The organism is Cupriavidus sp. 01L43 (genome assembly GCF_056399925.1).
The window spans coordinates 1-23,640 of record NZ_JBFTSH010000010.1; the positions used below are offsets into that span (position 1 = coordinate 1).

The following is a 23,640-nucleotide window of genomic DNA, read 5'->3' on the forward strand; positions in this document are numbered from 1 at the left end:
GTTGCGCTATCGGCGGCGATCTCCGTTGCGCTATCGGCGGCGATCTCCGGCTTGGTTGCCGGTACGTTGTCCAGCATGGTGACGCAGGTCATTACCACGGGCTCGCTCAACCTCGGCGCCGCGCTGAAAGCGGGCGCGGTATCCGGCCTAACGGCCGGCCTGACCCAAGGCGCGATGGGAGCTTTGGACCTCAGCTCTCCCGGGGTGACAAGCTTTGGCGACAACATCGCCAAGGGCGACTGGGCTGCGGTGCAGGCGAACCTGGGGAATTACGTCGAAGCAACGGTAGTCCGCTCTGCCATCAGCGCGGGCGTGAACACCGTGGCCTATGGCGGAAGCTTTGGGCAGGCGTTCGTGGGTGGGCTGGTAAGGGATGCGGCAGCAGTTGGGGCCAACGCCGTGGGAGTAAGCGCGCCGGGTATTGGCATGCCGGGCTCGGACCCCTCGACGATCCTGACCAATGTGTTGGGACATGCGCTGGTGGGCTGCGCCGCGCAGAGCCTTACAGGTGGTGATTGTGCAGGAGGCGCGATCGGCGGCGCGGCGGGCGCTATTGCGGCGCCGTTGATTCGGGATGTTGTCTATGCCGATAGCCCAGTACTCAACTACAGTGACGACAAAATTCGGCTGGCGGTTACCGTCGGTCTGGCAACGCTTGTAGGCGGGGCTGCGGGCGCGCTTCTGGGTGCTGACGTCAATTCGGCAGGGTTGGCGGCACAGAATGAAGCGATCAATAACGCTACGAGTCGATATCAGAACGTTAAGGATCCTCGTTTTCAGGCCAATGTAAAGGCGTTGGGCGCGTGTGTCGATCCGGTGTCCTGCCGCTCCAACGCCGCCTTCCTGGAGGCGCAAGTCGGAGTGCTGAGCGATGCAAAGATCGCAGCCATGTGCGGTGGCAATGCAGATTGTGTATCTGCACGGCAGGAGGAGCGAGGTCTGTATCAGCAGGCGTATGGGGAGGCACTGGCGCACCAAGACACCAACGTTGCGGCTCGGGATTTCTTGATCCGTGCGAACAATACGCAGAGTAAAGGCTATACCGCCACACAGATCGACAACGCACTGCTGCGATTCCAGCTTGGTACAAGCGACCCGACGAATCCTATTGATGCTTTCGTTGCCAAATCTATTCTTGGCAATGTTGCCCTTTTTGGAGCGATTAAAGGTGTCACCGGGGTGGACTCGGATGGAGGTGGTAGTTCCCGTGGGCCAAGACCAACAGCCGCAGGCCGAGTGCCGTCCGAAGCGGATCTTGTAAATCTGGCCAGCCAGCAACGTACCCAACATATTCTTTTGGGAGATGCCACTGGTGGTGGACATTTATGGCCGGGGGCTCCCGGGAAGACTGCCTTTCCGTCCGTATGGACAGAAAGCCAAATCATGCACAATGTATCGGATCTCGCGACGGATCCGACAGCGAAATGGACCCAACTCACAGGTAAGGCGGGGGCTGACTACACCTCAAAAGGCGCCCCTGTCCGGTGGGCTGTGGAAGGCGTGCGGGACGGGGTGCAGGTTCGTGTCATCGTGGAACCTCGCGGTGAGGGAATCATTACAGCATACCCAAAGCAATGAGGCCGAAATGAGTAAGCATTCAAACGCAGAGTCGATTATTGCAACAGTACTGAACGAGGTGGCATCAGCTTTTCCTGACGACACGCCGAAGAATGTTCGGGAGCTACTCGATCATGGCGAGCCTGGAGTTGCGCTAGAGGTTTTATATGCGCAGTTGATCGAATATCAGATTGAGGTTTCACCTGATTTAAAATCTCGCATGCGGACGGCTGCTGACCTTATGGGAATGTCCATAGCTAATCTGGACGGAGCAAGTGAATAGCCTAGGTGTTGGGGGAATCTCGGGAGGTCTTCTACACGCCGGATCATTATCCAGCTTTCATCCTCTGAAAGGGTTGCCTGGATAACCGAGAGACATTAAGTTCTGTGTCCCGGCTTTGGGAATTCCATGAGCTTGCATTCGTGTATGCCAAGATATCAAGGTTTGCCTCGGAACGGACGGATCACCGCTACACTCTATCCGGTGAGCAAATCCACAAGTGCGCCTAGCATCCAGTTTAGTCGGCCGAGTGGACGCAATAGTCAGATGAAGATCAGGTTTTGACCTATGAATCAGCATAGAAATACATTTGCCGATTACATGGCTACGCTGCGGTTTATCGCCCACAGCGTCCGTATCCACGGTATGTCGCGTGGAAGATTGAGTGAGAGTGATGGCGACGGACGATTCCTCGCATTCTTCTCACGAGCTTTTTTGCGCGAGCGCCGATGGGCCGTAATACCGCTGTGGGAGGGAGATCTCCGGTCGTTGCAAACGGAAAGGGGAGAGCAGATTGAACTGTTGGCAAGACTTCGCGTGTTCTGTATGCAAAACCAAAGTAACGTTCTGAACGTCGCGGCGCTCGAAAAGGCTGAGTGGGAGTATGCGCCCGACTTCTCAGCCGTCACAGTAGCTACCCGGAAGCTCGATTTAGCCGTTGATAATCCAAATCAACTATTTGAGACAACGCCCAACAATTTGCCATATTGGGGTTCAACTTTCCTTTGGCCGGACAACGAGCGCTTCATGGTCTATACGGACGGTGACAATGTCTCGTTCATCGCGGGAGATGGAGTTGAGATCGAAGATTTGCTTGGCGTTTCGTATGCCTACTGCGCTGAACGGTTCGTCTCTTCGAATATCGCGAACCAGACGCAACCGGATCTGATCAACGCCTTCCTCAGATTTTGCGCAGAATTTGAGTAACCAAGAACGAAGGTTGATGTGTCAATTGTGCTCGATTCCGGGGAAACCAAGTACGTGCGCAGCTCGCCGTCGATGGGCTTGATGGTGGGTCGCGTGGTACTGGAACTGAAGACGCCGGAAAAAGCAAAGGAAGATCTCGCGTCGCTGAGCTATACGGGCGATCAGGTCAAGACGGCTGCGAAGTAATCAGAAGTTGGGAGGGGCGCTCCGGCACCCCTTCAAGTTGAGGCATTGCCCTTCAGCTGACTGATTCATCCGGTCTATCTGCCGGACGGCTACGTCCAGGCGCTGGCGACGCCCAACGGCGGCACGATCAGCGGGCAGAACGTCAGCCTGGACATCGACGGGCAACTGCGTAACAGCGGTCAGATCACGGCCGGTGACTTGTTGCAGGTGAAGGCGGGCAGCCTGGGCCTGAGCCCGAACGTGGTGGACATCGGCACGAATGCGTACAAGGCGCAGGGCGGCTGGAATGTGGTGACGGGCGCGGTGGTGCAGCCGGGCGGGTTCCTGTCGGCGATGCGCATGGACATCGACGCCGGCACGATCCACGCGGTGAACGACGCCTTCCGCATCACCCGTGCCGACGGCACCGTGGACGAGGAAGCCAGCGCGGCGCTGGTGGMGCAATTGAAGGAGAGCCTCGGGCTGAACTACACCGAGGACACGCTCCAGGACGACATCCACACCCGGTTTATCAAGGAAAAGAAGGGCTTCGGCATCATCGGCCAGATYGTGGCGATGGTSGCKGCGGTGGCGATCTCGATTGTTACGGCTGGGGCSGGGGCGGTTGTTGTCACAGCGGCRTTTGGTGCGACGTTTGCCGGTTCCGTGATGGGCGTTGCGCTATCGGCGGCGATCTCCGGCTTGGTTGCCGGTACGTTGTCCAGCATGGTGACGCAGGTCATTACCACGGGCTCGCTCAACCTCGGCGCCGCGCTGAAAGCGGGCGCGGTATCCGGCCTAACGGCCGGGCTGACCCAAGGCGCGATGGGAGCTTTGGACCTCAGCTCTCCCGGGGTGACAAGCTTTGGCGACAACATCGCCAAGGGCGACTGGGCTGCGGTGCAGGCGAACCTGGGGAATTACGTCGAAGCAAGCGTAGTCCGCTCGGCGATCAGCGCGGGCGTGAACACCGTGGCCTATGGCGGAAGCTTTGGGCAGGCGTTTGTGGGTGGGCTGGTAAGGGATGCGGCAGCAGTTGGGGCCAACGCCGTGGGAGTAAGCGCGCCGGGTATTGGCATGCCGGGCTCGGACTCCTCGACGATCCTGACCAATGTATTGGGACATGCGCTGGTGGGGTGTGCTGCGCAGGGCCTGACGGGTGGTGATTGCGCAGGAGGCGCGATCGGCGGCGCGGCGGGCGCTATTGCGGCGCCGTTGATTCGGGACGAGGTCTACGCGGGCAGCAATGTCGTCAACTACAGCGATGACAAGATTCGCCAGGCACTGACGGTCGGGCTTGCGACGCTGATTGGAGGAGCAACTGGCGCGCTGCTGGGCGCCGATGTTACCTCCGCCGGGATGGCGGCGCAGAATGAGGCGCTGAACAATGCGACGAGCGGTTCAAAGAAGCCAACGGTTCCTGACGAAGTGCGCAAACTGCTTGAGCAGCAGCGGCGTGCGTTTGGTCAGGCAGGCACGGTCCCCAATTCGGGCAACCGAGTCGCGCCCCCGATGGTTGGGCCGAGCCCGTTGGTCCTTGGCGGTGCGAAGGGCGGTGCACCGAACTTCATCGTTTCGTCAGGAGGGACTGTCTACCCAGTTCCCAACGGCGCAACCGGTCCCACCCCAGTCTTGAACCCAGGGGGCAATCAAACCGGCGTAGCGTTCACGGGAGGGGCGGGCGGTGAAAATGGGAAAGTTTCAACGATACGGATTATGGATCCGACTCAACCGAGGGGGCGAGTCCGGGCTATCCGGATGGATATGTAAAATATGAAAACTCGGCTCAGCCAAAGCCGCAAGGAGTTGATCCATATACTGGAAAAACTTTGCCGAATTCACAGTCGCATTTTCCAATAACCAAGTGAGGAAAGTATTATGCCGAGCGCGCTTTCGATTCTCGTCGGTAAAAAAATTGTTGAAATTGACATGACTCCACAGGACGGTGGAGTCATGTTTGAGGAGGGTATAACTTTAAATATATATAATAGTTATGAGGTAACTTTCAAGGATCCAGAGCGCTCGCCGTTAACTGGCTCGATCGTTGTGAGGGTTGAGGAAACTACGGAAGAAGCGATCATTGTCCTAGATAATGGTGTTTGCGTGAAGGTGGCGTTAACGAGCGATGCTTATTTCGGCCCTGAGGCAATGCAACTTCGCGTTCCAGGAAAATCAATTGTTATTTGGAGTTGACGCTCACTGCCTTAAGCTCAGTTTCCTTCTTCGTGCCATGCGCAAGTTCCAAAAAAAGACAGACTGGCGCGCTGTTGGGGCGTGACGTAACTTCCGCCGGGTTGGCTGCGCAAAATGAGGCGCTGAACAATGCGACGAGCGGCAGCCGAAAGCCCGGCACGCCGGACGAGATTCGCAAGTTCCTCGACAAGGAGCGGGCAGCATTTGGGCAGACGCGCTCCACTACTGGTAACGGTCTGGCCGATGCACCGGTGGTGTCGCCGAGTCCACTGGTACTCGGCGGGGCTCGCAGCCCGGTGCCGGTCTACAATGCCCAAGGCGCGGCAAGAGCGGCGGCGAATAGTGGAAACTGGTCGGATGGCTCGTTAAGCCAAACAATACAGAATATTGCGGGATCGAATGCGCAAGTCACATACACCACATCTGGAAAAACCGTCTATACGAATCCGTCTGCCGGTGCGTCCGTGGTTTATGATAACGCCGGTAATTATTTCCGCGTTCAAAGTTCAACGGGACAATATTAAGATAAGAGTGGGAGCCAAATCCCCAACAACGTTCCATTGGTTGGAAATGGAAAGACGACGCAAACGGGTGTCCCTTCGGGGGTGAGAAATGGATTGACGCATTTCAAAAATGATGATGCGCGTAAATAACTGGAGACGATTTCGATGAAAATGCAAGAATCGACGTTTTCGGTCGCTGCAGGTGCGGGAAGTGAATCGGAGCCAAATGCTAATTCATTTCGGCTCTCTGGGTTGTTGTCAGAGTGGTTATTTTCCTCTGATTTTTGGCGCGATCTCAATGTGGAAATAGGGACAATATTCGATCAATTTGAGGAAGATGAGGTCGATTCATCGGTTACAGAGAAGGTTGCGAATTATCTATGGAAAAGGATTGATATGTTGATTGTGAATCCAATTTATAAAATAGAATTCGTACGTGGTTGGACCTCCTCAAATGAGCCTCTGATCGAAGCTGTTGAGCGGGACCAACTAATTTTTGAATTAAAAGGGCTTCATACTTTCCTTGTGGAATCTTTGGTAAGGGCTCAACGGGTACTATTTTCCCTCTGATCAGCGATTATATTTGTCGCCGTACTGATGGCAGTATTGCGGTGTTTTTTATGCCAGAGTGATGAATCTTTCCCGCAGGGGGCGGAGGGGTCGAAAAGGGTCTTTCGGCCTAACGTTTCAGGGAACCCAAAGTGATGATGCAGACCCTCAGCTTTGTGCGCGTTTCTGGGGAAACGAAGTACGTACGCAGTTCGCCGTCGATGGGCCTGATGGTTGGTCGCGTCGTGCTGGAACTGGAAACGCCGGAAAAGGCAAAAGAGGATCTCTCGTCGCTGAGCTATACGGGCGATCAGGTCAAGACGGCCGCGAAGTAACAGAAGTCGTTGGGAGGATGCTGGCTTCGGCATCCTCCACGGTAAGCCTTGGCACACCCCCAAAAAATGGCGTTAAATAAACAAATCTCCACTCCCTCCAGGCCCCGCCATGCCTGCCAGCGCCAGCCCCATCGCCCGCTGCTTTGCCCAGCGCTACGCGGAAGCAAGACAGAAATTCCTCACCACAGCGCGCCAGGCCGGCGCCACGCTGACTGAATTTCCCCATCCCACCGAAACCGGCAGCGAAGGCGAGGTGCTTGCCATCGACGTGGCGTGGATTGGCCCCGCTGATGCGCTGCGCGTATTAATGATCACTTCCGGCACCCACGGCGCCGAAGGGTTTTGCGGATCCGGTGCCCAAGTGGCCTTGCTGGGCGATACCGCGCTCCATGCCGAGTGCCGCCAGGCCGGCTATGCGTTGTTGTTCGTGCATGCGGTGAATCCGTACGGGTTTTCGCACCTGCGGCGGGTCAATGAGGACAACGTCGATCTGAATCGGAATTTCATCGATTTCGATCAACCGTTGCCGACGAACGCGCCGTATGCGGAGGTGGCGCCCTTGTTGCTGCCGGCACACTGGCCGGCGTCGGATGCGGATCAGGCCGCGCTGATGAAGATTGCGGCCGAGCGTGGGATGGGGTGGTATCAGGCGGCGGTCAGCGCCGGGCAGTATCACGATCCGGGCGGGCTCTTTTTCGGTGGGCAGGAGCCGGCCTGGAGCAACTACACGCTGCGGCGCATCCTGGCGCGTTTTGGCGCGGACCGGCAGGTGCTGCGCTGGATCGATATCCACACCGGCCTCGGCCCGTGGGGCTATGGCGAGCCGATCTATATGGGGCCGGACGAGCCCGCGCAAATCACCAAGGCCCGCGAGATCTGGGGAGCGGGTGTGACGTCGATCTATGACGGCTCGTCGACGTCGGCAAACCTCACGGGGCTGGCGTGGCAGGCGGTGCCGCAGACGCTGGGCAGCATCGACTATGCGGGTATCGCGCTCGAATTCGGCACGCTGCCGCTGGCGGAGGTTCTCGATGCGCTGCGCGGCGACCACTGGCTCCATCGCCACCCCGAGGCTGACGAGAACCAGCGCGCGCTGATCAAGCTTGCGGTCTGGCGGGCGTTTTATGGGGACGCCGATGACTGGCGCGACGGCGTGGTCGCGCAGGTGCTGGAGGCGGTGCGGAAGGGCGTGGGCGTGGCCTAGCGGCGTATTGGCAAGCTACGCCTGCGCACCACTCTGTTCCACCAGCCAATTCCGGAACGAGCGCGCCGCCGCCGGCTCCACGCGGTCGCGCGGCCAGACCGCGTAGTAGCCGCCGCCCAGCGAGGCGCTTGCATCGCAGGCCCGCACCAGCACGCCAGCATCCAGGCAGTTGTCGATCATGTGTCGCCAGCCGAGCACGATGCCCTGGCCCTCGATGGCCATCTGCACGAGCACCGGATAGGCGTTGACCACCAGTTCATGTTCGATGCGCGGATCGCGCAGGCCATTGCGGGTAAGCCACGTCGGCCATGACATCCACTGCCGCTGGGCGTCCTCCAGCACCAGAAGCGTCTCCTTCGGCAGGTCAGCCACGGCCAGCTTGCGGCCGTGCAGGTAGCTGGGCGCGCACACGGGGAAGACCTCCTCGTCGTAGAGCCGCCGCGCGGCCAGGCCGCTCGGGGCACCTTCGCGCAGGTAGTAGAGGGCGATATCGAAGTCCGTGCCGGCCAGCGAGGCCAGGCTGTCGTTGACGATGAGTCGCACGCGGTAGTCGGGATGCTGCGCGCGGAACGCGGCGAGCCGGGGCGCCAGCCACAGCACCGCCACGCCGGACGAGCAGGCCACCGACAGCTCCACCTGCCCCTTGCGCTTCATCACGTCTTCCGTGGCCTCGGCGCAGGCCACCAGCAGGCGCTGCACCTGCTCGGCGTACTGCTGGCCGGCCACGGTCAGCCGCAGCGCGCGTGGTTCGCGCACGAACAGCTTCTTGCCGAGAAAGCGCTCGAGTTGCGCTACCTGCCGGCTGATGGCGCTTTGGGTGAGATGGAGTTCTGTGGCCGCGCGCGTGAAGCTGCCGTGGCGCATGGTCGATTCGAAGGCGACCAGGCAGGGCAGGGGCGGCAGGGGTGAGATGCGCATGGGGGAACGAAAACATGGCGGCAGGAGCCGCCATGATAAGTCCCACGCCGGGCGGCGACACGTTTTACCGTTCGTCCCCCGAGTCTTGCACTAGCGAGGTGCCTGATGCACCCGGCCGGCCTGCATGACGAGCCCGATGTGGGCATCGGGGCCGGCCAGCACGCCGATATCGGTGAGCGGGTCGCCATCGACGGCGATCAGGTCGGCCAGCGCGCCGGCGCGTACCGTGCCGAGTTCCCCGTCGCGCTGGAGGATGGCGGCGGCGATGGAGGTAGCCGAGCGAATCGCCTCGAGGTTGCCGAGCAGTTCCGCGCGGATGCGGAATTCCTCGGACTGGTACTGGTGCATTTCCCCGAGCAGGTCCGAGCCGAAGCCCATCTGCACGCCGGCTTCGGCGTAGATGGCCAGCGAATCGCGTCCGGCCTGGCGCACGGTTTCGATCTTGGCGACCGAGTCGGCAGGCAGACCGAGGCGTGCGCCGTCGCGCGCCAGCGCGTCGTAGGTGATCAGGGTGGGCACGACGAAGGCGCCGTGCTCGCGCATCACGCGGGCCGCGGCAGCATCGACGAGATTGCCGTGCTCGATGGTCCGCACGCCGCAGCGCACGGCGCGGGTGATGGCGCGGCCCGTGTAGGCATGGGCCATCACGTAGGTCTGGGCGGCCTCGGCCTCGGCCACGATGGCGCGGATCTCGTCCTCGCTGTACTGCGTGTTGCCGATGGGGTCGGTCGGCGATGCCACACCGCCCGAGGCCATGATCTTGATCTGCGTGGCGCCTTTCTGGATTTCCTCGCGCACAGCGAGGCGCACGGCATCGACCCCATCCGCCACGCGGGCGATGGCCCCGGCACGGAAGGCGCACGAGCAGGGCTCGAGCGTGTCCGAGCGCGGCCGGAAGTCGCCATGGCCGCCAGTCTGCGAGAGCGCCTTGCCGGACGGGAAGATGCGCGGGCCCGGAATCAGCCCGGTCGCCACGGCCTGCGAAAGGCCCCAGTCCGCACCGCCCGCATCGCGCACCGTGGTGAAGCCGCGCTCGAGCATGCCCCGCATGATCGGCATGGCGCGGAAGGCCACCAGCACGTTGGGCTGCACGGCGTTCACGCCGAGGTTGGCCAGCGAGGCCAGCACGTGCACGTGGCAGTCGATCAGGCCCGGCATCACGGTCTTGCCGGTCACGTCGATCACGGTGGCCTGCGGCGCGTGGATGGGCGTGGCCGAGACTTCGACGATCCGTTCGCCGTCGATCAGGACATCATGGCGCGGCAGCACCGTGCCGCGTGCGGGGTCGAGGACGTTGCCGCCCTGGAGCAGGATTTGAGTCATGAGGCTGTAGCGGAAAGACTTCCGTTCAATGCTTGCGAAGATAGGCGGGCTCGCGCACCAGACGCGTGCCGGCGAAGCTGATGGCGGCGGCAATCATCACGTAGAAGGCCGGTGCCATGGTGCTGCCCGTGGTGGCGATCAGCCACGTGATGAAGAACGAGGCGAAGCCGCCGAAGATCGTCACGGCCATGTTGTAGGCCACGGAAAGTCCCGTGGACAGCACCTTGGCCGGGAACAGCTCCGAGAAGGCGGCCAGGATCGGGCCGGTATAGGTGGCGATCAGCACACCGAACACCACCTGGAACACCAGCAGCGAGGCCAGCCCCGGGGCGTGGTTGATGTAGGCGAACATCGGCCAGGCTAGCACGAAGATCAGCGCGGCGGCGCCGGAGAGCAGCCCACGGCGGCCGATGCGGTCCGCCAGCAGGCCGACGATGGGCGCGAACACCATGATCGCCATGCCCCCGGCCATGCCGGCCACGAAGCCGGTGGATTGCGGCACCTTCAGCACCTTCACGGCGTACGTCGGCATGTAGAACAACAGCACGTAGGTGCAGACCGTCCACAGGATCACCATCGAGAAGCTGGCGGCGGTCTGGCGCGGGTAGTCGCGCAGCACCTCGGTCAGCGGCGAGTCGGTCTTGTCGGTGGTCTCGCGGAAGGTGGGCGTTTCCTCCAGGTGATGGCGGATGTAGTAGCCCACGGGGCCGATCACCATGCCCAGCAGGAACGGCAGGCGCCAGCCCCAGCTATTGAGCGCCTCGGTGCTCAGGGAGGCCGTGACGAAAGTGCCTACGGCGGCGCCGAGCAGCACGGCCACGCCGATACTGGCCTGGATCCAGCTCGAGTAATAGGCACGCTGGTTTTCCGGCGCGTATTCGGTCAGGAAGGCGGTGGCGCCGCCCATCTCGCCGCCGGCGGAGAAGCCCTGCATGAGCCGGGCCACCACGATCAGCAGCGGCGCGAACAGGCCGATCTGGTCATAGGTGGGGGCGATGCCGATCAGCGTGGTGCCCAGCGCCATCAGCAGGATGGTCAGCGAGAGCGCGGCCTTGCGGCCCACGCGGTCGGCGTAGATGCCGAGGATGATGCCGCCCACGGGGCGCATGAAGAAGCCCACGCCGAAGGTGGCCACGGCCAGCAGCAGCGAAGTCAGTTCGTCGCCGGTGGGGAAGAACAGCTTGGCGATGATCACGGCGAAGAAGCTGTACACCGTGAAATCGAACCATTCGAGCCCGTTGCCGATCACCGTGGCGATGATGGCGCGGCGTMGCTGGCTGGCGCCGACACGGGGTTGGTCGGCCGCGTAGGCGGGGGCGCTGGCTTGCATGTCTCTCTCTCCCTTTTATGGCAGTTCAGGCCGATGTTAGGGGCGCCGCGATGACGCGAGAAACGAAATCTGCGCATGCGGCCATGACGTCAGCGCATGCATGGGCTGTGCCAGGCCGCTGCCAGCCGCTACCGATACGACAGCACCAGCCCCTGTATCAGCTGCGTCCAGCCTTCCAGCATCACGAACAGCAGCAGCTTGAACGGCACCGAGATGGTGGTCGGGGCGATCATCGACATGCCCAGCGCCAGCAGGATGGCGGCGACGATCAGGTCCACTACGACGAACACAAGATAGACCACGAAGCCGATCTGGAACGCGCGCGTCAGTTCGGAGAGCGTGAAGCTCGGGATCAGCACCATCATGTCGTCCGCCTTGAGGTCATCGGCGCGGCCCTCGGGCCAGATCCGCTTGGCCGACTGGACGAAGAAGGTGCGGTTGCGTTCCTCGGTGTGCTTCACCAGGAACGCCTTGAGCGGCCCGCTCACGGCGTCGTAGACCACCACCACGTCCCCCACGTTGAAGGCGGCGTTGGACTCGGCGCGGCGCTTCATGGCGTCGAAGGCATCGGAGCCGATCGGCGCCATGATGTAGGCGGTCAGGATGATGGCGATGCCGTTCAGCACCATGTTGGGCGGCACCTGTTGGAGCCCCAGTGCGGCGCGCAGCAACCCGAACACGATCACGAGCTTGGTGTAGCTGGTCACCATCAACGCCACGAACGGCGCCACGCCGAAGGCGAGGATGACGGTGAGGATCAGTACCGGATTGTAGAGGCCGTTGTTCATGCGTCGCCTGCCGCGAAGGTCGCCACGCGCACGCCCAGCCGGTTGCCCACGGCGATCAGCGTGCCGGTGCCGATGCGGTTGCCGTTCACCACGATGCGCACCTCGCTTTGCTTGAGCGGCTGGGGCAGCTCGAACACGTAGCCGGGCTTCACGGCGCGCAGTTCGGCCAGCGGCACCGCCACATCGCCAACTTCAAACCGCAGTTCTACCTCCAGGCCGTCCAGGTGCGAAAGCGTCGCCTGCGCCGCATCGGGATGGGGAATGTCGGCCGGCGCGCCGGGCTCGGCGGCGCGGTGTCCTTCGGGATGCGTGTCTGCCATATGGGCTCCATGGAGGAAGGTGATGTCGTCCAGCGCCGTCACGCGGCGGCCTTCGGCCACGGCGGTCCACGTCATGCCGCGCTGGCCCGTGGCGCAGCGCACCACCAGCGCGCCCGCCTGCGACTGCCAACGCTCGATGCTGACGATGTCGCCCGGCTCGATCTCTCGCATCTCGCCGACCGTGATCGTGGTGGTGCCGATGCGTACGGCCAGCGGGGCCGGCAGGGCAGCCAGCCACGGCGTGGTCCGCGCGGGCGGCGCGGCGGGCAATGCCGCCAGCCGTTCCGGCGATTCGAACTGCAGCACCGCGCGCAGCGGCGCGGCGCCGGGGCGCGTGAGTTCCACACCGAGCGCGGCGAGATTCGACGGCCACGCGGCAGGCGCCGGATGCCACGTCAGCGCGTCCGGCTGCACGGCGCCAACGGCAGCGGCCACGTCGGCGCAGGCATCGGCCATGATTGCGTGGCGCAGCAGCACAGGTAGCGCCTCGGCGGCACCCGGCACGCCCAGCAGGGTCCGTTCGCTCGCCACGTCCAGGCAGATACGGCCGTGGCGCGTGCCGAGCGTGAAGGCATAGCCCTGCGCCGTACGTGCGGCGATGGCGCCGTCCGGCGGCACGAAGCGGGCGCGCCAGTCATGGCCGGCCAGCCGCAGCGGCACGGGTGCGGCGCGGCAGGTCAGCCAGTTCATCAGGCGCGCGGTGTCGGCCTCCACATGAGGCAGGTCTGGCGCGGTGTCCAGCGTGGCCACGTTCGATGGCATGTCGCGGTGCGGTCGGTCCCGGTTGATGGATGGAAGGGGTGTCTCTCGATTCGCGCCAACTCGATTCGAGCCAACGATACGCAGCCGGGTGCAGCCGCGTCCACTACGAGCCCTTGTAGGCCCCCACCTGCCCGCATCCGCTAGCCCCCGCCGTGGCGCGGTTGGGCGTCGCATGGCGCGGCGTGTGCGCCATGCGCTACGAATCCTCGGTACTGGTCGCGCCCGGAGGTGGCCCATACACTGCGGCAACTGTCGAAACTCCGCTCAACCTGGGCTGATTCATGGCGAAATTCCCGGCAAAACTTCCGGCATTCCCACGTGGTGGTCTGGGGCCCGCTTCACCGGGGCTCCAGCAGATGGCCGCCGTCGCGTCGCGCCAGTCAGACCTCGCGCTGACGCTGCTGCTGTTCGCCGTGATTGCGCTGTTCGTGCTGCCGCTGCCCACGTTCCTGCTCGACTTCCTGCTCACGATCAACCTCGGCATGAGCCTGACGCTGCTGATCGTGGCGACCTATATCCCGTCCGCGCTGTCGCTGTCCACGTTCCCGTCGCTGCTGCTGTTCACCACGCTGTTCCGGCTGTCGCTCAATATCGCCTCGACCAAGCTGATCCTGCTGCACGCCAACGCCGGCCACATCATCGACACCTTCGGCAAGCTGATCGTCGGCAACAACGTGGTGGTGGGCGGCGTGGTGTTCCTGATCATCGCCATCGTGCAGTTCATCGTCATCGCGAAGGGCTCGGAGCGCGTGGCGGAAGTGGGCGCGCGGTTCGCGCTGGATGCCATGCCGGGCAAGCAGATGAGCATCGACGCCGACGTGCGCGCCGGCACCATCTCGGCCGCCCAGGCGCAGGACCGCCGCCGCGCGCTGGAACAGGAGTGCCAGCTCCATGGCGCGATGGATGGCGCGATGAAGTTCGTCAAGGGCGACGCCATCGCCGGCGTGGTGATCGCGCTGGTCAACATCCTGGCCGGCATCTGCATCGGTACGCTGATGCGGGACATGAGCATCGGCGAGGCGCTGCAACGCTACGCCATCCTGACCATCGGCGACGGCATGGTGTCGCAGATCCCGTCGCTGCTGGTGTCCATCGCGGCCGGCGTGGTTATCACGCGGGTCTCGTCCGATGAAGACCGCACCCGCTCGCTGAACCTGGGCAACGTGATTGGCCGGCAACTGCTGGGCCAGCCGAAGGCGCTGGTGGTGTCGGGGCTGGCTATCGCCGTGTTCCTGGTGGTGCCGGGCTTCCCCAAGTGGACGTTCGGGATCATGGCCATCGTGGTGGCCGGCGGCGGCTACCTGCTGATGCGCCGCGCCGCGCGCAGCACCGGCACGGTTACGTGGATCGAGATGGGCGATGCGGAGGCGGACGCCAATGCCGCCGCTGTGGCGCCGGCGCTGGCGCTGGAGCTGGACGACGCCCTGCGGGGCCGCATCGACCTGCGCCAGTTCGAACAGCGCATGACCACCACCAAGGGCGAGGTGGAGGCGGACCTCGGCATGGTGTTCCCCCGGCTACGGATCGCGCATCGCCCGCTGGCCGAGCGCGACGCCTACACCATCCGCGTGCAGGACGTGGTGGCGTCGGCCGGCGTGCTGCGTCCCGGCAAGCGGCTGCTGGAGCCCGGCGCGCGCGCCCGCATCGACCAGGGCGAGGCAGAAGTCGGCGTGCCCTTCGGCCCGTTTCCGGAGGTGGTGTGGATTCCCGCGCCCGCCGGCGACGCACCGCCGCCTGAGGGCGTACGCACGCTGTCCTGCGAGGAGGTGCTGGCCGTGCACGTCGGCGCCATGATCAAGCAGCACGCGGCGCCGCTGCTCGGCATTCAGGACGTGCAGGCGATGATCCACGTGGTGCAGGCCGATGCACCGGACCTGGTCATGGAACTGGCCCGGGTCGTGCCGCTGCAGCGCATCACCGACGTGCTGCGCCGCCTGTTGCAGGAGGGCGTGCCCATCCGCAACCTGCGCACGATTTTCGAAAGCCTGGTGACCTGGGCGCCGAAGGAGACCGACGCCATCGCGCTGACCGAACTGGTGCGCGTGGACCTGGGCCGACTGATCACCAGCCGCCACGTGGGCCCGGCGCGGTCGATCGATGCCGTGCTGTTCGAACCGGCGCTTGAAGCGCGCGTGCAAGGCGCCATCGAGCGCGCGGCGCGCGGCAACATTCTGCTGCTGAGCCACGACGTGACGCGCGACATCCGCGAGCAACTGCGCGTGCTGCTGGAGAAAGCCGGCGCCGCGCGCGTGGTGGTGGTGGTCAGCACCGATGTGCGGCGCTATATCAAACGGCTGATCGAGCCCGTGGCGCCGCGTATCGCCGTGCTGTCGTACCAGGAAGTCGACGAGGACGTGACGCTGGTGCCGGTGGGCTGGATCCAGAACCCGGCGAGCGAGTAAGACCGCCATGACCGCCGACACCATCCTCGACATCACCCGCCAGGCGCTGCTGGTGGTGCTGTGGGTCACGCTGCCCGTGGTGCTGATTGGCACCGTCGTGGCGCTGGTGGTGGCCGTGCTGCAGGCCGTCACGCAGATTCAGGACCAGAGCATCGGCACCTCCACGCGGCTGATTGCCGTGCTGGTGTCGCTGGTGCTGCTGGGCGGCTGGCTGGGCGGCGAAGTGATGCGCTTTGCGCAGCGCGCGCTGCAAACGATGCTGACGTTTCTCTGAAGTGCTCTGCAACCTTCCACAAGAACCGAAAGAGACCGAGCCGACATGACGCCGCACCCTGGGGAGCACCGAAACAAGATCCAGCGCACCTGCATGGCGCTGCTGCTGGGCCTGTGCCTGCTGGCTACGGCCGGGGCAGCGGAGGCGGCCGACCTGCGCTGGTCCGGCAAGCCGTTCGCCGCCACCGCCAGCGACAAGCGGCTGCCGGACTTCCTGCGCGAGCTGGCCGCCTCGCAGGGCACCACCGCCGTGATCGACCCGAAGGTGGAGGGCACCATCAGCGGCAAGTTCACCGAATCCGCCCAGCACGTGCTGCGCAGCGTCTGCGCGATGTTCGGGCTGACGTACTACTACGACGGCTCGCTGCTCTATATCGACGTGGCCAACGAGGCGCGCAACGAGGTGATTCCGATTGCGCGCGGCGCCGGCACGCGGCTGCGCGAGTCGCTGGTACGGATGCAGGTGCCCGATGCGCGCTATCCGATCACCATCAACGACGCCGAAGGCACGCTGATGGTCTCCGGGCCCAAGCGCTATGTGGAGACGGTGCGGGCCGCCGTGCGCGCCGTGGACGATCGCTCCATCGCCGATGACCGCGCGGAGGTGCAGCTCTTCCCGCTCAAGTACTCGTGGGCGTCCGACTTTCGCATCAACCGCTCGGGCAAGGAGATGACCGTGCCCGGCGTGGTCAGCGTGCTGCGCAATCTCTATGGCCGCAATCGCGGATCGCTGGCGAATTCGAACCCGAGCCTGGGCACCAGCCGTGGCGCCACGCGCATGGCCAAGCTGCGCACCGGCGACAGCGGCGGCATGAGCATTCCATCCGCCGATCCGGGCCAGGTGCTCGACAGCATGGGCGGCAACGGCATGATCGCCGCCGACGTGCAGGGCAACGCCTGGGGCAGCGGACAACTGCCGCAGTTCCAGGCCGACACCCGGCTCAACGCCGTGCTCGTGCGCGACACGCCCGACCACATGGCCCAGTACCGTCGCCTGATCGAATCGCTGGACGTGAAGCCGCGTCTGGTCGAGATCGAGGTGACGATCATGGACATCAGCCAGGAGGACCTGGACAGCCTCGGCGTGGACTGGCGCCTGCACACGCGGCACGTGGACCTCCAGATCGGCGGGGGCAATAACAACGCGCCGCTGACCTTCGGCAACCTGACCTCGGAGGCCGGCACCACGGCGGCATCGGCGGCTTCCGGCCTGCAGTTCACAGGCGCCATCGGCAACGATGTCACGCGCTTCCTGCTCACGCGGGTCAAGGCGCTGGCGGACCGGGGGCAGGCGAACTTCGTCGCGCGGCCCAAGGTGCTGACGCTGGACAACACCGAAGCCGCGCTGGAAAACCTGCAGGAGTTCTATGTGCGGGTGGATGGCTTCCAGGACGCCGGCCTCTTCAACGTGACCGCCGGCACGGCGGTGCGGGTGACGCCGCTGGTGGTCGATGAAAGCCAGAGCCGCGCGGTGATGCTGACCATCGACATTGCCGACGGCAACCTGTCGGGCGAAACCGTGGACCGGATCCCGGTGGTGCGGCGCCGCTCGATTACCACGCAGGCGATGGTGGAGGAGGGCAAGAGCCTGCTGATCGCCGGGTATACCACCGAGGAGCGCATCAACGCCTCGTCCGGTGTGCCGCTGCTGCAGGACGTGCCGATCATCGGCAATCTGTTCAAGTATCAGGAGAAGCGCCAGAACAATATGGAGCGCTTCTACCTGCTCACGCCGCGCCTCGTACTGCCGGGGATGAGCTAAATGGCCGACATCCTGCATGAGGGAAACTCGGGCTGGTCGCTCCGGTTCCTCGGGGGCGATGTCTACGGCCGTCTCGTCACGCTGCGGCGCGGCGAGAACGTGCTGGGTGCCGCCGGCGAGGTGGACATCAGCGTGCCCGGCGCCGACGTGCAGCCGCGCCATCTGGTGCTCAACGTGGGCGACGTGGCGGTCTCGGCCGAGCGCGTGGGCGATGCCGCCGTGGAGATCAACGGCCGTCCCACCACGCAGCGCGTGTTCGCGCTGGCCGGCGGAGACATCCTGACTATCGGCTCGCTCGACGTGGAGCTGCTGCGCGCGCAGCCGGCGGCGACGGAAGCCACCGACACCCTGTTCGCCTGGGCCGAGTCGGGCCGCCGCGCCGAGCGGCAGGCGGACGGGCAGGGCGAGGGCGAAGCGGCCCGCCGTCATGGGCGCGCCCTGATGGCGGCGATGGGTGTGGCGGCCACGGTGCTGCTGGTCGGCGCCGGCTGGGCCGCAGCCACGCTCTCGCAGCGCGGCACTCCGGTGCCCGGCGCGCAGGTGGACCCGGCGGCGGTACGCAAGACCGTGGCAGCGTTTCCCGAACTGGAGGTGGTGTCGCAGCCCAACGGCACGGTCGCCGTGCGCGGCTTCGTGAATTCACGTGTGGACCGCCAGCGCGTGACGCAGGCGCTGGCGCCCTATGGCCGCGCGGTGCAGCAGCAGCTCCGTTCCGCCGACGATCTGATCGAGCACATCCAGCGCTATCTGGACGAGCCCGGCGTGGGCATCGCCTATCAGGGGCAGGGCCGCGTGCTGCTCAGCGGCACAGCGGATCCGTCGGCCGGGCGCGACAAGGTCAAGCGGCTGACCGAAGACCTGCACCCGGGCGTGCTGGTCACGGACCGCATCGACTACCGCGAAACGGTGGACAACCGCCGCCGGCAGGTGCGGGATGGCCAGATGGAGAACTGGCAGGGCGTGTTTCCAGTCCGCGTGGTCAGCATCACCGAGGACGGCGAGGGCAAGCGCTCGGTGCAGCTGGCCAACGGCAGCCGGTATTTCGAAGGGGCGGTGCTCAAGAACGGTGCCGAAATCGAACGAATCGACGCGGATGGCGTGGTGCTGCGCGACAGCCCGGTGCCTGCGCCGCCGCAACGCAAGTAATTTGCATCACGCGATGCAGATGCCGCCGGCCTTTGGGGGCCTGGCGGAAGGTCGTCAACCCACCAAGGAGCAAACCATGGCAAATGAAGTGGACCTGAACGCCAAGATGAATGAGATCCAGCAGAAGGCGCAGGAGTTCTCCGTGAACATCCTGAATCTGCAGGACACGCTGACGCGCCAGAACGCGGTCGTCAGCAGCGAGATGGCACACAACACGCAGAAGGCGAACCTGATCCAGGGCGCCATGCAGGATGTGAAGCAGACCTCGCGCACGAACTGACGTTCGCAATGCTGTCTGTTGTCTTCCTCTCCCGGGGGCGGGGGAGGAAGACATCAACCGCCACATACACGGGAGAACCACCATGGATCCCACCACGATTGCCGCCACCGGGGCCGTAGCGGGCGCCGGGGGCAACGCGGGCCCGACCTCGGACGCCGCCACGCTGGCCGCGCACCAGGCGCCGCCTGCCGCGCCGACACACGCCAGCCAGACCAACCCCGCCGACGCCCAGACCTTTTCCGACATGGTGCGCGGCGGCCAGGCCGCCGATGGCTCGCGCGGCGCCCATGCGGCGCAGGCCGCCAGCGACCCGTCGTCCACCACACTCGGCAATGCCATCCGCTCCAGCTACGTGTCGGCCGGCGAGGAAGCCGCGCGGCAGGCCACACGGCTGCAGGAAATGCGCGAAGGAATGTTCGCCGCCATCCACACCGGCAGCACCTCCGACGTGGTCTATCAGGCCATGATGCTCCAGACCCAGTCGCTCGAGCTGTTTTCGTCGATCCACGTCACGTCGAGCATCGGCAGTGCCGGCACCAACTTGTTCAACAGCCTGCTGAAGAACCAGCAATGACCGCATCCCTTCCCCGTTGGATGTGCCGCGCACGGCTGGCCCTGCCGCTGGTCGCCGCGCTGGCGCTGGCCGGCTGCAAGGTGGACCTGTACGCCTCTCTCAACGAGAACGAGGCCAACCAGATTCTGGCCGCGCTGACCGCCGATGGGCTCAACGCCGAGAAAGCGCGCGCCGGCGAATCGGGCGGCGGCAATCAGGACGGCAACTGGAGCGTGCGCGTGGAGGAGTCGCAGTTGCCCGCCGCGCTGGAGATCTTGCGTAGCGAGGGGCTGCCCGGCGAGCGCTTCGCCTCGCTGGGGCAGGTGTTCCAGAAGCAGGGGCTGGTGGCCACGCCTACCGAGGAGCGCATGCGCTATATCTATGCGCTCTCCCAGGAGCTGTCCGAGACGCTGCGCAATATCGATGGTGTGGTCACGGCGCGCGTACACGTGGTGATTCCGGCCACCGATCCGCTCTCCGACAAGATCCGCCCCTCGTCGGCGGCCGTCTTTATCAAGCATCGGCCGGATGTGGACCTGCGGCTGCTGGTGCCGACCGTCAAGGACATGGTGGCGCACAGCATCGAGGGGGTGACGCATGACAGCGTGTCCCTGTCGCTGGTGGAGGCGCGGCCGTTCACGCCCGTCGCCCATGCAGCAGCGGTGCCCGGGGCGTTCCCGGTGGGCCGCTTTGCGTTGATCGTGCTGATGGTGGTGCTCGCCGCCGCGCTGATTGCCACCGGGGCACTGGCCTGGAAGCGTGGCGGGCTGCGCTGGCCGCCGCGTGCGCCGTCGCGGGGCCTGTCATGAGCCTGCCCGCCGCCGCGCTGCCCACGGCGCTGGCGCCGGCATTGCCGGCCCTGCCGGATGCCGCGCTGGCCCGGGCCGTGGCGGGGCTGCTGCAACGGCCGCTGGCGCAGTTGCATCCGAGCTGGCTGCCCGCCGACTGGCCGCTCGCGTGGCGCCGGCCTGCGCGTTTCGGCGCGGCGGCGGCAGACCTGCTGGCCGCACCGCTGGGCCTAGCGGCCGATGCGGTGGCCCGGGACACCCTCGTGCGCGTGCTGACCGGCGATGGCGATGCCCGCGCCGATGTCCTCCCGCGCATCGTCCTGATGGACCGTCCCGCGCTGCGCCTGCTGGCACTCTGGGTGGGGCTGGCCGTGCACAAGCCCGGCTTCGCCAGCGAGCGCCGCATCGTGCCGGCGCCGCTCGCCAATATCGAATCGATCGCCGGCTCGCTGATCGGCCAGCTGCCGCGCGCCATGCGCCGTGTGGCGCGGCGGATCGACGCGCAGGCGGTGGCCTTCCTGCTCAAACGCGTGCCGGACCTCAGCGAACTGCCGATGAACCTCGCCCCGCTGCGCGCCCGCCCGCCCGGCGTGGGCCGTGTGATGGCCGAGCGTGGCTACCGGCTGCTGTGCGGCCTGATGGCCGGCTACGGCGCCCCGTTGCGGCAGGCGCTGATGCGCAAGTTCCCGCGCCGGCTGGCGGCCCTGCCGCCCGTGGCGCTGACCCGCGCGCAGGCCGCGCAGTTGCGCGAGCTCCTGCTGCTTAACCTGATTCCCGAACGGTTCCCGGCATGGCACTGGCTTTTCTGATCACGAGCGAGAACCTGCAGCTGCTGTCCGAGCGCAAGGTGCTCAAGGAGGCAGAGTACGCGGCGCTGATGGATGCGGCGGAGGTCATCGAGTCCGCCCGGCGCGAGGCGCTGCACATCAGCACCGAGGCCCAGCGCGAGGCCGAGCAGCGGCGCCAGCACGGCTACCGCGACGGCTGGGCCCGCGCGCAGGCCGATCACGCGGCGGCCCAGGTCAGCGCGGCGGCCGAGGCCGAGCGGCAGCTCACCGGCATGCGCCGCACCATGGCCGAGATCGTCATGAAGGCCGTGCAGCAGATCGCGGGCGAGCTGGACCCGGACATCATCCTCGAAGTGGCGCTGCAACGCGTGGAGGCGCTGGTGCGCGCCGAGCCGTTCATCACCATCCAGATTCCGCTCGGTCGCGAACAGACCGTGCGCGGCCTGCTCGACCAACTGGCCGAGACGCTCGACTGGCCGCGCCGCGCCAACGTGGTGGTGGAAGGGAGCCTGGAAGCCGATGCCTGCCGCATCCTGACCCCGTCCGGGACGATGGAAGTGGGCCTGCAGGCCCAGTTGGAGGCGTTCGCGCGGCGCCTTCAGGCTAGCTGACGGAGACGACCATGGCGACCGAACTGCCCGCCGCCGACATCCAGGCTGCGCTCCAGCATGCCGCCGCCGACCTGGGCCGCGCCTTCGACCATTTCACGCCGGTGGCGATGCGTGGCCGCGTCAGCAAGGCCGTCGGCATGCTGATCCATGCCACCGGCATCCAGGCGCATGTCGGCGAGATCTGCCAGTTGGTCACGCCGGGCGAGGCGCCGTTGCTGGCGGAGGTGGTCGGCTTCATGCAGCAGACTGCCGTGCTGACGCCGCTGGGTCGCATCACCGGCATTTCCGCGCTGACCGAGGTGGTGCCGGCGATGCACGGGCCGCAATGCCCGGCCGGCGCCGCGCTGCTCGGGCGCGTGCTCGATGCGCTGGGCGAGCCGATCGATGCCAAGGGCTCGCTGGTCGGCGTGACGCGCGTGCCCATCGACAACGAGCCGCCCGATCCGCTCACGCGCCGCCTGATCCGCGAGCCGCTGGCCACTGGCGTGCGCGCCATCGACGGCTTGCTGACGCTGGGCGAAGGCCAGCGCGTGGGCATCTTCGCGCCGCCGGGCGTAGGCAAGAGCACGCTGCTCGGCATGCTGGCGCGGGGTTCGGCGGCCGATGTGAACGTGGTGGCGCTGGTGGGCGAGCGGGGCCGGGAAGTGCGCGAGTTCATCGAATATAGCCTCGGCCCGGAAGGCATGGCGCGCACGGTGCTGGTGGTGTCCACGTCCGACCGCTCGCCGATGGAGCGCGTGCGCTGCGCCTACACGGCCACGGCCATCGCCGAGCACTTCCGCGACCAGGGCAAGCGCGTGCTGCTGCTGGTGGACTCCCTGACGCGGCTGGCCCGCGCACAGCGCGAAATCGGGCTGGCCGGCGGCGAACCGCCCACGCGGCGCAGCTATCCGCCCTCGGTGTTCTCGATGCTGCCGCAACTGCTGGAGCGCGCCGGCACCGGCGTACAGGGGTCGATTACCGCCGCGTATACGGTGCTGACCGAAGGCGAGGACGACAGCGACCCGATTGCCGAGGAAGTCCGTTCGATCCTCGACGGCCATATCGTGCTGTCCCGCAAGCTCGCCAGCGCGGGCCAGTATCCGCCCATCGACATCCTGCAGTCCGTCAGCCGCGTGATGCCGCAGGTGGCGGCTGGCCCGCATCAGCAGGACGCCCTGCGCCTGCGCCAGCTGCTGGCCAAGTTCCAGGACATGGAGCTGCTGCTGCAGATTGGCGAGTACCGGCCCGGCGCCGATGCCGTGGCCGACGCGGCGGTGGGCGCCATCGGCGCGATCCGCGCCTACCTGACCCAGCCGGCGATCCGGCTCGACACCTTTGCCGGGGCGCTCGCCAAGCTGGCGCAGGCCATCCGGCAGGAAGCGAAACCATGAGCCACGATCCGCGACTCGCCCAGCTTGAATCGGTGCGCCAGCGTCGCCACGAGGACGCCACGCGCGTGATGCAGCAGCACCGCGCCTGGGTGATGGAAGGCCTGCGGGATGCCGAAACCGCCCAGCAGGCCGTGCAGGGCGCACTGGCCGAGCGCGCCGCCTTTATCACCCGCCTGCGCGATGGCGCCACGCAGGGCGGGGTGTCGGTGTCCGGCCTGCTGGACGCGCAGGGCTGGCAGGCCGCCTTCGACGCCCGCATCGGGCGCGCCAACACGCGGCTGGCCGAGGCGCTGGACGAGGTCCAACGCCGCCGCACCGTGTTCGAGGAGAGCCGTCAGGCGCTGCTGCGCGCCCGTGGGCGGCTGGTCGGGGCGCGTGAACTGGTGGCGCGGGCCCGGGCCGACGCCCGCGCGGGGCTGGAACGCCGCGACGACGAGGCCGTGGACGAGGCCGCCGTACGGGGCTGGCATCGTGCCGATCGTGCCGATCATGTGGACGGAGCGGCATAGC

24 protein-coding genes and 2 pseudogenes are annotated in these 23,640 nt (G+C 65.5%); 21 read left to right on the plus strand and 5 right to left on the minus strand.

The genetic code is table 11. From position 1 onward, the window contains the following. The 10 genes and pseudogenes from AC1DP9_RS17200 to AC1DP9_RS17245 form a co-directional block, all read left to right on the plus strand. The coding region (locus AC1DP9_RS17200) for a DUF637 domain-containing protein (RefSeq protein WP_477108011.1) at positions 1 to 1,578 on the plus strand (1,578 nt) is incomplete at its 5' end. Between the two features lie 7 nt (positions 1,579 to 1,585). Beyond that, positions 1,586 to 1,840: a MafI family immunity protein gene (locus AC1DP9_RS17205; RefSeq protein ID WP_441645286.1), complete on the plus strand. Its 255-nt coding sequence runs from the start codon at positions 1,586 to 1,588 to the stop codon at positions 1,838 to 1,840. A 285-nt stretch (positions 1,841 to 2,125) separates the two neighbouring features. After that, positions 2,126 to 2,764 (plus strand): hypothetical protein, encoded by a 639-nt coding sequence (locus AC1DP9_RS17210; RefSeq protein WP_477108012.1) that lies wholly within the window; start codon positions 2,126 to 2,128, stop codon positions 2,762 to 2,764. Between the two features lie 21 nt (positions 2,765 to 2,785). Beyond that, positions 2,786 to 2,950, plus strand: a pseudogene (locus AC1DP9_RS17215) (DUF2846 domain-containing protein); the annotation flags it as partial. Between the two features lie 207 nt (positions 2,951 to 3,157). Further along, positions 3,158 to 4,699: a DUF637 domain-containing protein gene (locus tag AC1DP9_RS17220; protein WP_477108107.1), complete on the plus strand. Its 1,542-nt coding sequence runs from the start codon at positions 3,158 to 3,160 to the stop codon at positions 4,697 to 4,699. 108 nt (positions 4,700 to 4,807) lie between these two features. After that, entirely contained in the window at positions 4,808 to 5,122 is a 315-nt protein-coding gene (locus tag AC1DP9_RS17225; protein WP_143093919.1) for a hypothetical protein, read from the plus strand. Continuing rightward, on the plus strand, positions 5,113 to 5,646 hold the full coding sequence (locus AC1DP9_RS17230; protein ID WP_454757134.1) for a hypothetical protein: 534 nt from the start codon (positions 5,113 to 5,115) through the stop codon (positions 5,644 to 5,646). The genes AC1DP9_RS17225 and AC1DP9_RS17230 overlap by 10 nt, the downstream gene beginning before the upstream one ends. Before the next feature lie 144 nt (positions 5,647 to 5,790). Beyond that, positions 5,791 to 6,195: a hypothetical protein gene (locus tag AC1DP9_RS17235; protein ID WP_477108013.1), complete on the plus strand. Its 405-nt coding sequence runs from the start codon at positions 5,791 to 5,793 to the stop codon at positions 6,193 to 6,195. 140 nt (positions 6,196 to 6,335) lie between these two features. Continuing rightward, positions 6,336 to 6,509 (plus strand): annotated as a pseudogene (locus AC1DP9_RS17240) (DUF2846 domain-containing protein); the annotation flags it as partial. Between the two features lie 109 nt (positions 6,510 to 6,618). Beyond that, the gene (locus tag AC1DP9_RS17245; protein ID WP_477108014.1) at positions 6,619 to 7,713 is read left to right on the plus strand and encodes a M14 family metallopeptidase; all 1,095 of its coding nucleotides are present in this window, start codon (positions 6,619 to 6,621) and stop codon (positions 7,711 to 7,713) included. A 15-nt stretch (positions 7,714 to 7,728) separates the two neighbouring features. On the opposite strand, the gene AC1DP9_RS17250 is transcribed toward AC1DP9_RS17245, so the two are convergent. The 5 genes from AC1DP9_RS17250 to sctQ all read right to left on the minus strand — a co-directional run bounded on the left by AC1DP9_RS17250 (position 7,729) and on the right by sctQ (position 13,154). Continuing rightward, entirely contained in the window at positions 7,729 to 8,631 is a 903-nt protein-coding gene (locus AC1DP9_RS17250) for a LysR substrate-binding domain-containing protein (protein WP_477108015.1), read from the minus strand. Positions 8,632 to 8,721: 90 nt separating this feature from the next. After that, the gene (locus tag AC1DP9_RS17255; RefSeq protein ID WP_477108016.1) at positions 8,722 to 9,954 is read right to left on the minus strand and encodes a metal-dependent hydrolase family protein; all 1,233 of its coding nucleotides are present in this window, start codon (positions 9,952 to 9,954) and stop codon (positions 8,722 to 8,724) included. Between the two features lie 25 nt (positions 9,955 to 9,979). Further along, positions 9,980 to 11,284: an MFS transporter gene (locus AC1DP9_RS17260; RefSeq protein WP_477108017.1), complete on the minus strand. Its 1,305-nt coding sequence runs from the start codon at positions 11,282 to 11,284 to the stop codon at positions 9,980 to 9,982. Positions 11,285 to 11,412: 128 nt separating this feature from the next. Then, positions 11,413 to 12,072, minus strand: coding sequence for a type III secretion system export apparatus subunit SctR (gene sctR, locus AC1DP9_RS17265; RefSeq protein ID WP_092297510.1), 660 nt, complete (start codon positions 12,070 to 12,072; stop codon positions 11,413 to 11,415). Further along, positions 12,069 to 13,154, minus strand: a complete 1,086-nt coding sequence (gene sctQ / locus AC1DP9_RS17270; RefSeq protein ID WP_477108018.1) for a type III secretion system cytoplasmic ring protein SctQ — start codon at positions 13,152 to 13,154, stop codon at positions 12,069 to 12,071. The genes sctR and sctQ overlap by 4 nt, the downstream gene beginning before the upstream one ends. A 281-nt stretch (positions 13,155 to 13,435) precedes the next feature. Between sctQ and sctV the strand changes: the two genes are divergently transcribed. The 11 genes from sctV to AC1DP9_RS17325 all read left to right on the plus strand — a co-directional run bounded on the left by sctV (position 13,436) and on the right by AC1DP9_RS17325 (position 23,639). After that, on the plus strand, positions 13,436 to 15,556 hold the full coding sequence (sctV, locus tag AC1DP9_RS17275; protein WP_477108019.1) for a type III secretion system export apparatus subunit SctV: 2,121 nt from the start codon (positions 13,436 to 13,438) through the stop codon (positions 15,554 to 15,556). Positions 15,557 to 15,563: 7 nt separating this feature from the next. After that, positions 15,564 to 15,830, plus strand: coding sequence for a flagellar biosynthetic protein FliQ (locus tag AC1DP9_RS17280; protein ID WP_092297519.1), 267 nt, complete (start codon positions 15,564 to 15,566; stop codon positions 15,828 to 15,830). Positions 15,831 to 15,875: 45 nt separating this feature from the next. Next, positions 15,876 to 17,591, plus strand: a complete 1,716-nt coding sequence (gene sctC / locus AC1DP9_RS17285; RefSeq protein WP_092297522.1) for a type III secretion system outer membrane ring subunit SctC — start codon at positions 15,876 to 15,878, stop codon at positions 17,589 to 17,591. After that, complete coding sequence (locus AC1DP9_RS17290) at positions 17,592 to 18,737, plus strand: type III secretion system protein SctD (RefSeq protein WP_477108020.1); 1,146 nt, start codon at positions 17,592 to 17,594, stop codon at positions 18,735 to 18,737. Positions 18,738 to 18,813: 76 nt separating this feature from the next. After that, on the plus strand, positions 18,814 to 19,017 hold the full coding sequence (locus AC1DP9_RS17295; RefSeq protein WP_092297932.1) for a hypothetical protein: 204 nt from the start codon (positions 18,814 to 18,816) through the stop codon (positions 19,015 to 19,017). A gap of 82 nt (positions 19,018 to 19,099) precedes the next feature. Continuing rightward, positions 19,100 to 19,591 (plus strand): hypothetical protein, encoded by a 492-nt coding sequence (locus tag AC1DP9_RS17300; protein ID WP_477108021.1) that lies wholly within the window; start codon positions 19,100 to 19,102, stop codon positions 19,589 to 19,591. Next, a complete protein-coding gene (gene sctJ / locus AC1DP9_RS17305) occupies positions 19,588 to 20,379 on the plus strand; it encodes a type III secretion system inner membrane ring lipoprotein SctJ (protein ID WP_477108022.1) in 792 nt (263 codons plus the stop codon). Before AC1DP9_RS17300 ends, sctJ begins: the two co-directional genes overlap by 4 nt. Beyond that, a complete protein-coding gene (locus tag AC1DP9_RS17310; protein ID WP_477108023.1) occupies positions 20,376 to 21,167 on the plus strand; it encodes a type III secretion system protein SctK in 792 nt (263 codons plus the stop codon). The genes sctJ and AC1DP9_RS17310 overlap by 4 nt, the downstream gene beginning before the upstream one ends. Continuing rightward, positions 21,149 to 21,757: a type III secretion protein gene (locus AC1DP9_RS17315; protein ID WP_092297535.1), complete on the plus strand. Its 609-nt coding sequence runs from the start codon at positions 21,149 to 21,151 to the stop codon at positions 21,755 to 21,757. Before AC1DP9_RS17310 ends, AC1DP9_RS17315 begins: the two co-directional genes overlap by 19 nt. An 11-nt stretch (positions 21,758 to 21,768) precedes the next feature. Further along, on the plus strand, positions 21,769 to 23,130 hold the full coding sequence (locus AC1DP9_RS17320) for a FliI/YscN family ATPase (RefSeq protein WP_441590785.1): 1,362 nt from the start codon (positions 21,769 to 21,771) through the stop codon (positions 23,128 to 23,130). Then, positions 23,127 to 23,639, plus strand: coding sequence for a flagellar FliJ family protein (locus tag AC1DP9_RS17325; RefSeq protein WP_477108024.1), 513 nt, complete (start codon positions 23,127 to 23,129; stop codon positions 23,637 to 23,639). The genes AC1DP9_RS17320 and AC1DP9_RS17325 overlap by 4 nt, the downstream gene beginning before the upstream one ends. Position 23,640 lies beyond the last annotated feature (1 nt).

Excerpts from the sequence above, each read along its gene's own strand:
- AC1DP9_RS17205 (WP_441645286.1), top strand. The coding sequence starts at position 1,586 with ATGAGTAAGCATTCAAACGCAGAGTCGATTATTGCAACAGTACTGAAC.
- AC1DP9_RS17210 (WP_477108012.1), top strand. The coding sequence starts at position 2,126 with ATGAATCAGCATAGAAATACATTTGCCGATTACATGGCTACGCTGCGG.
- AC1DP9_RS17225 (WP_143093919.1), top strand. The coding sequence starts at position 4,808 with ATGCCGAGCGCGCTTTCGATTCTCGTCGGTAAAAAAATTGTTGAAATT.
- AC1DP9_RS17235 (WP_477108013.1), top strand. The coding sequence starts at position 5,791 with ATGAAAATGCAAGAATCGACGTTTTCGGTCGCTGCAGGTGCGGGAAGT.
- AC1DP9_RS17245 (WP_477108014.1), top strand. The coding sequence starts at position 6,619 with ATGCCTGCCAGCGCCAGCCCCATCGCCCGCTGCTTTGCCCAGCGCTAC.
- AC1DP9_RS17250 (WP_477108015.1), bottom strand. The coding sequence starts at position 8,631 with ATGCGCATCTCACCCCTGCCGCCCCTGCCCTGCCTGGTCGCCTTCGAA.
- AC1DP9_RS17255 (WP_477108016.1), bottom strand. The coding sequence starts at position 9,954 with ATGACTCAAATCCTGCTCCAGGGCGGCAACGTCCTCGACCCCGCACGC.
- sctR (WP_092297510.1), bottom strand. The coding sequence starts at position 12,072 with ATGAACAACGGCCTCTACAATCCGGTACTGATCCTCACCGTCATCCTC.
- sctQ (WP_477108018.1), bottom strand. The coding sequence starts at position 13,154 with ATGCCATCGAACGTGGCCACGCTGGACACCGCGCCAGACCTGCCTCAT.
- sctV (WP_477108019.1), top strand. The coding sequence starts at position 13,436 with ATGGCGAAATTCCCGGCAAAACTTCCGGCATTCCCACGTGGTGGTCTG.
- AC1DP9_RS17280 (WP_092297519.1), top strand. The coding sequence starts at position 15,564 with ATGACCGCCGACACCATCCTCGACATCACCCGCCAGGCGCTGCTGGTG.
- sctC (WP_092297522.1), top strand. The coding sequence starts at position 15,876 with ATGACGCCGCACCCTGGGGAGCACCGAAACAAGATCCAGCGCACCTGC.
- AC1DP9_RS17290 (WP_477108020.1), top strand. The coding sequence starts at position 17,592 with ATGGCCGACATCCTGCATGAGGGAAACTCGGGCTGGTCGCTCCGGTTC.
- AC1DP9_RS17295 (WP_092297932.1), top strand. The coding sequence starts at position 18,814 with ATGGCAAATGAAGTGGACCTGAACGCCAAGATGAATGAGATCCAGCAG.
- AC1DP9_RS17300 (WP_477108021.1), top strand. The coding sequence starts at position 19,100 with ATGGATCCCACCACGATTGCCGCCACCGGGGCCGTAGCGGGCGCCGGG.
- sctJ (WP_477108022.1), top strand. The coding sequence starts at position 19,588 with ATGACCGCATCCCTTCCCCGTTGGATGTGCCGCGCACGGCTGGCCCTG.
- AC1DP9_RS17310 (WP_477108023.1), top strand. The coding sequence starts at position 20,376 with ATGAGCCTGCCCGCCGCCGCGCTGCCCACGGCGCTGGCGCCGGCATTG.
- AC1DP9_RS17315 (WP_092297535.1), top strand. The coding sequence starts at position 21,149 with ATGGCACTGGCTTTTCTGATCACGAGCGAGAACCTGCAGCTGCTGTCC.
- AC1DP9_RS17320 (WP_441590785.1), top strand. The coding sequence starts at position 21,769 with ATGGCGACCGAACTGCCCGCCGCCGACATCCAGGCTGCGCTCCAGCAT.
- AC1DP9_RS17325 (WP_477108024.1), top strand. The coding sequence starts at position 23,127 with ATGAGCCACGATCCGCGACTCGCCCAGCTTGAATCGGTGCGCCAGCGT.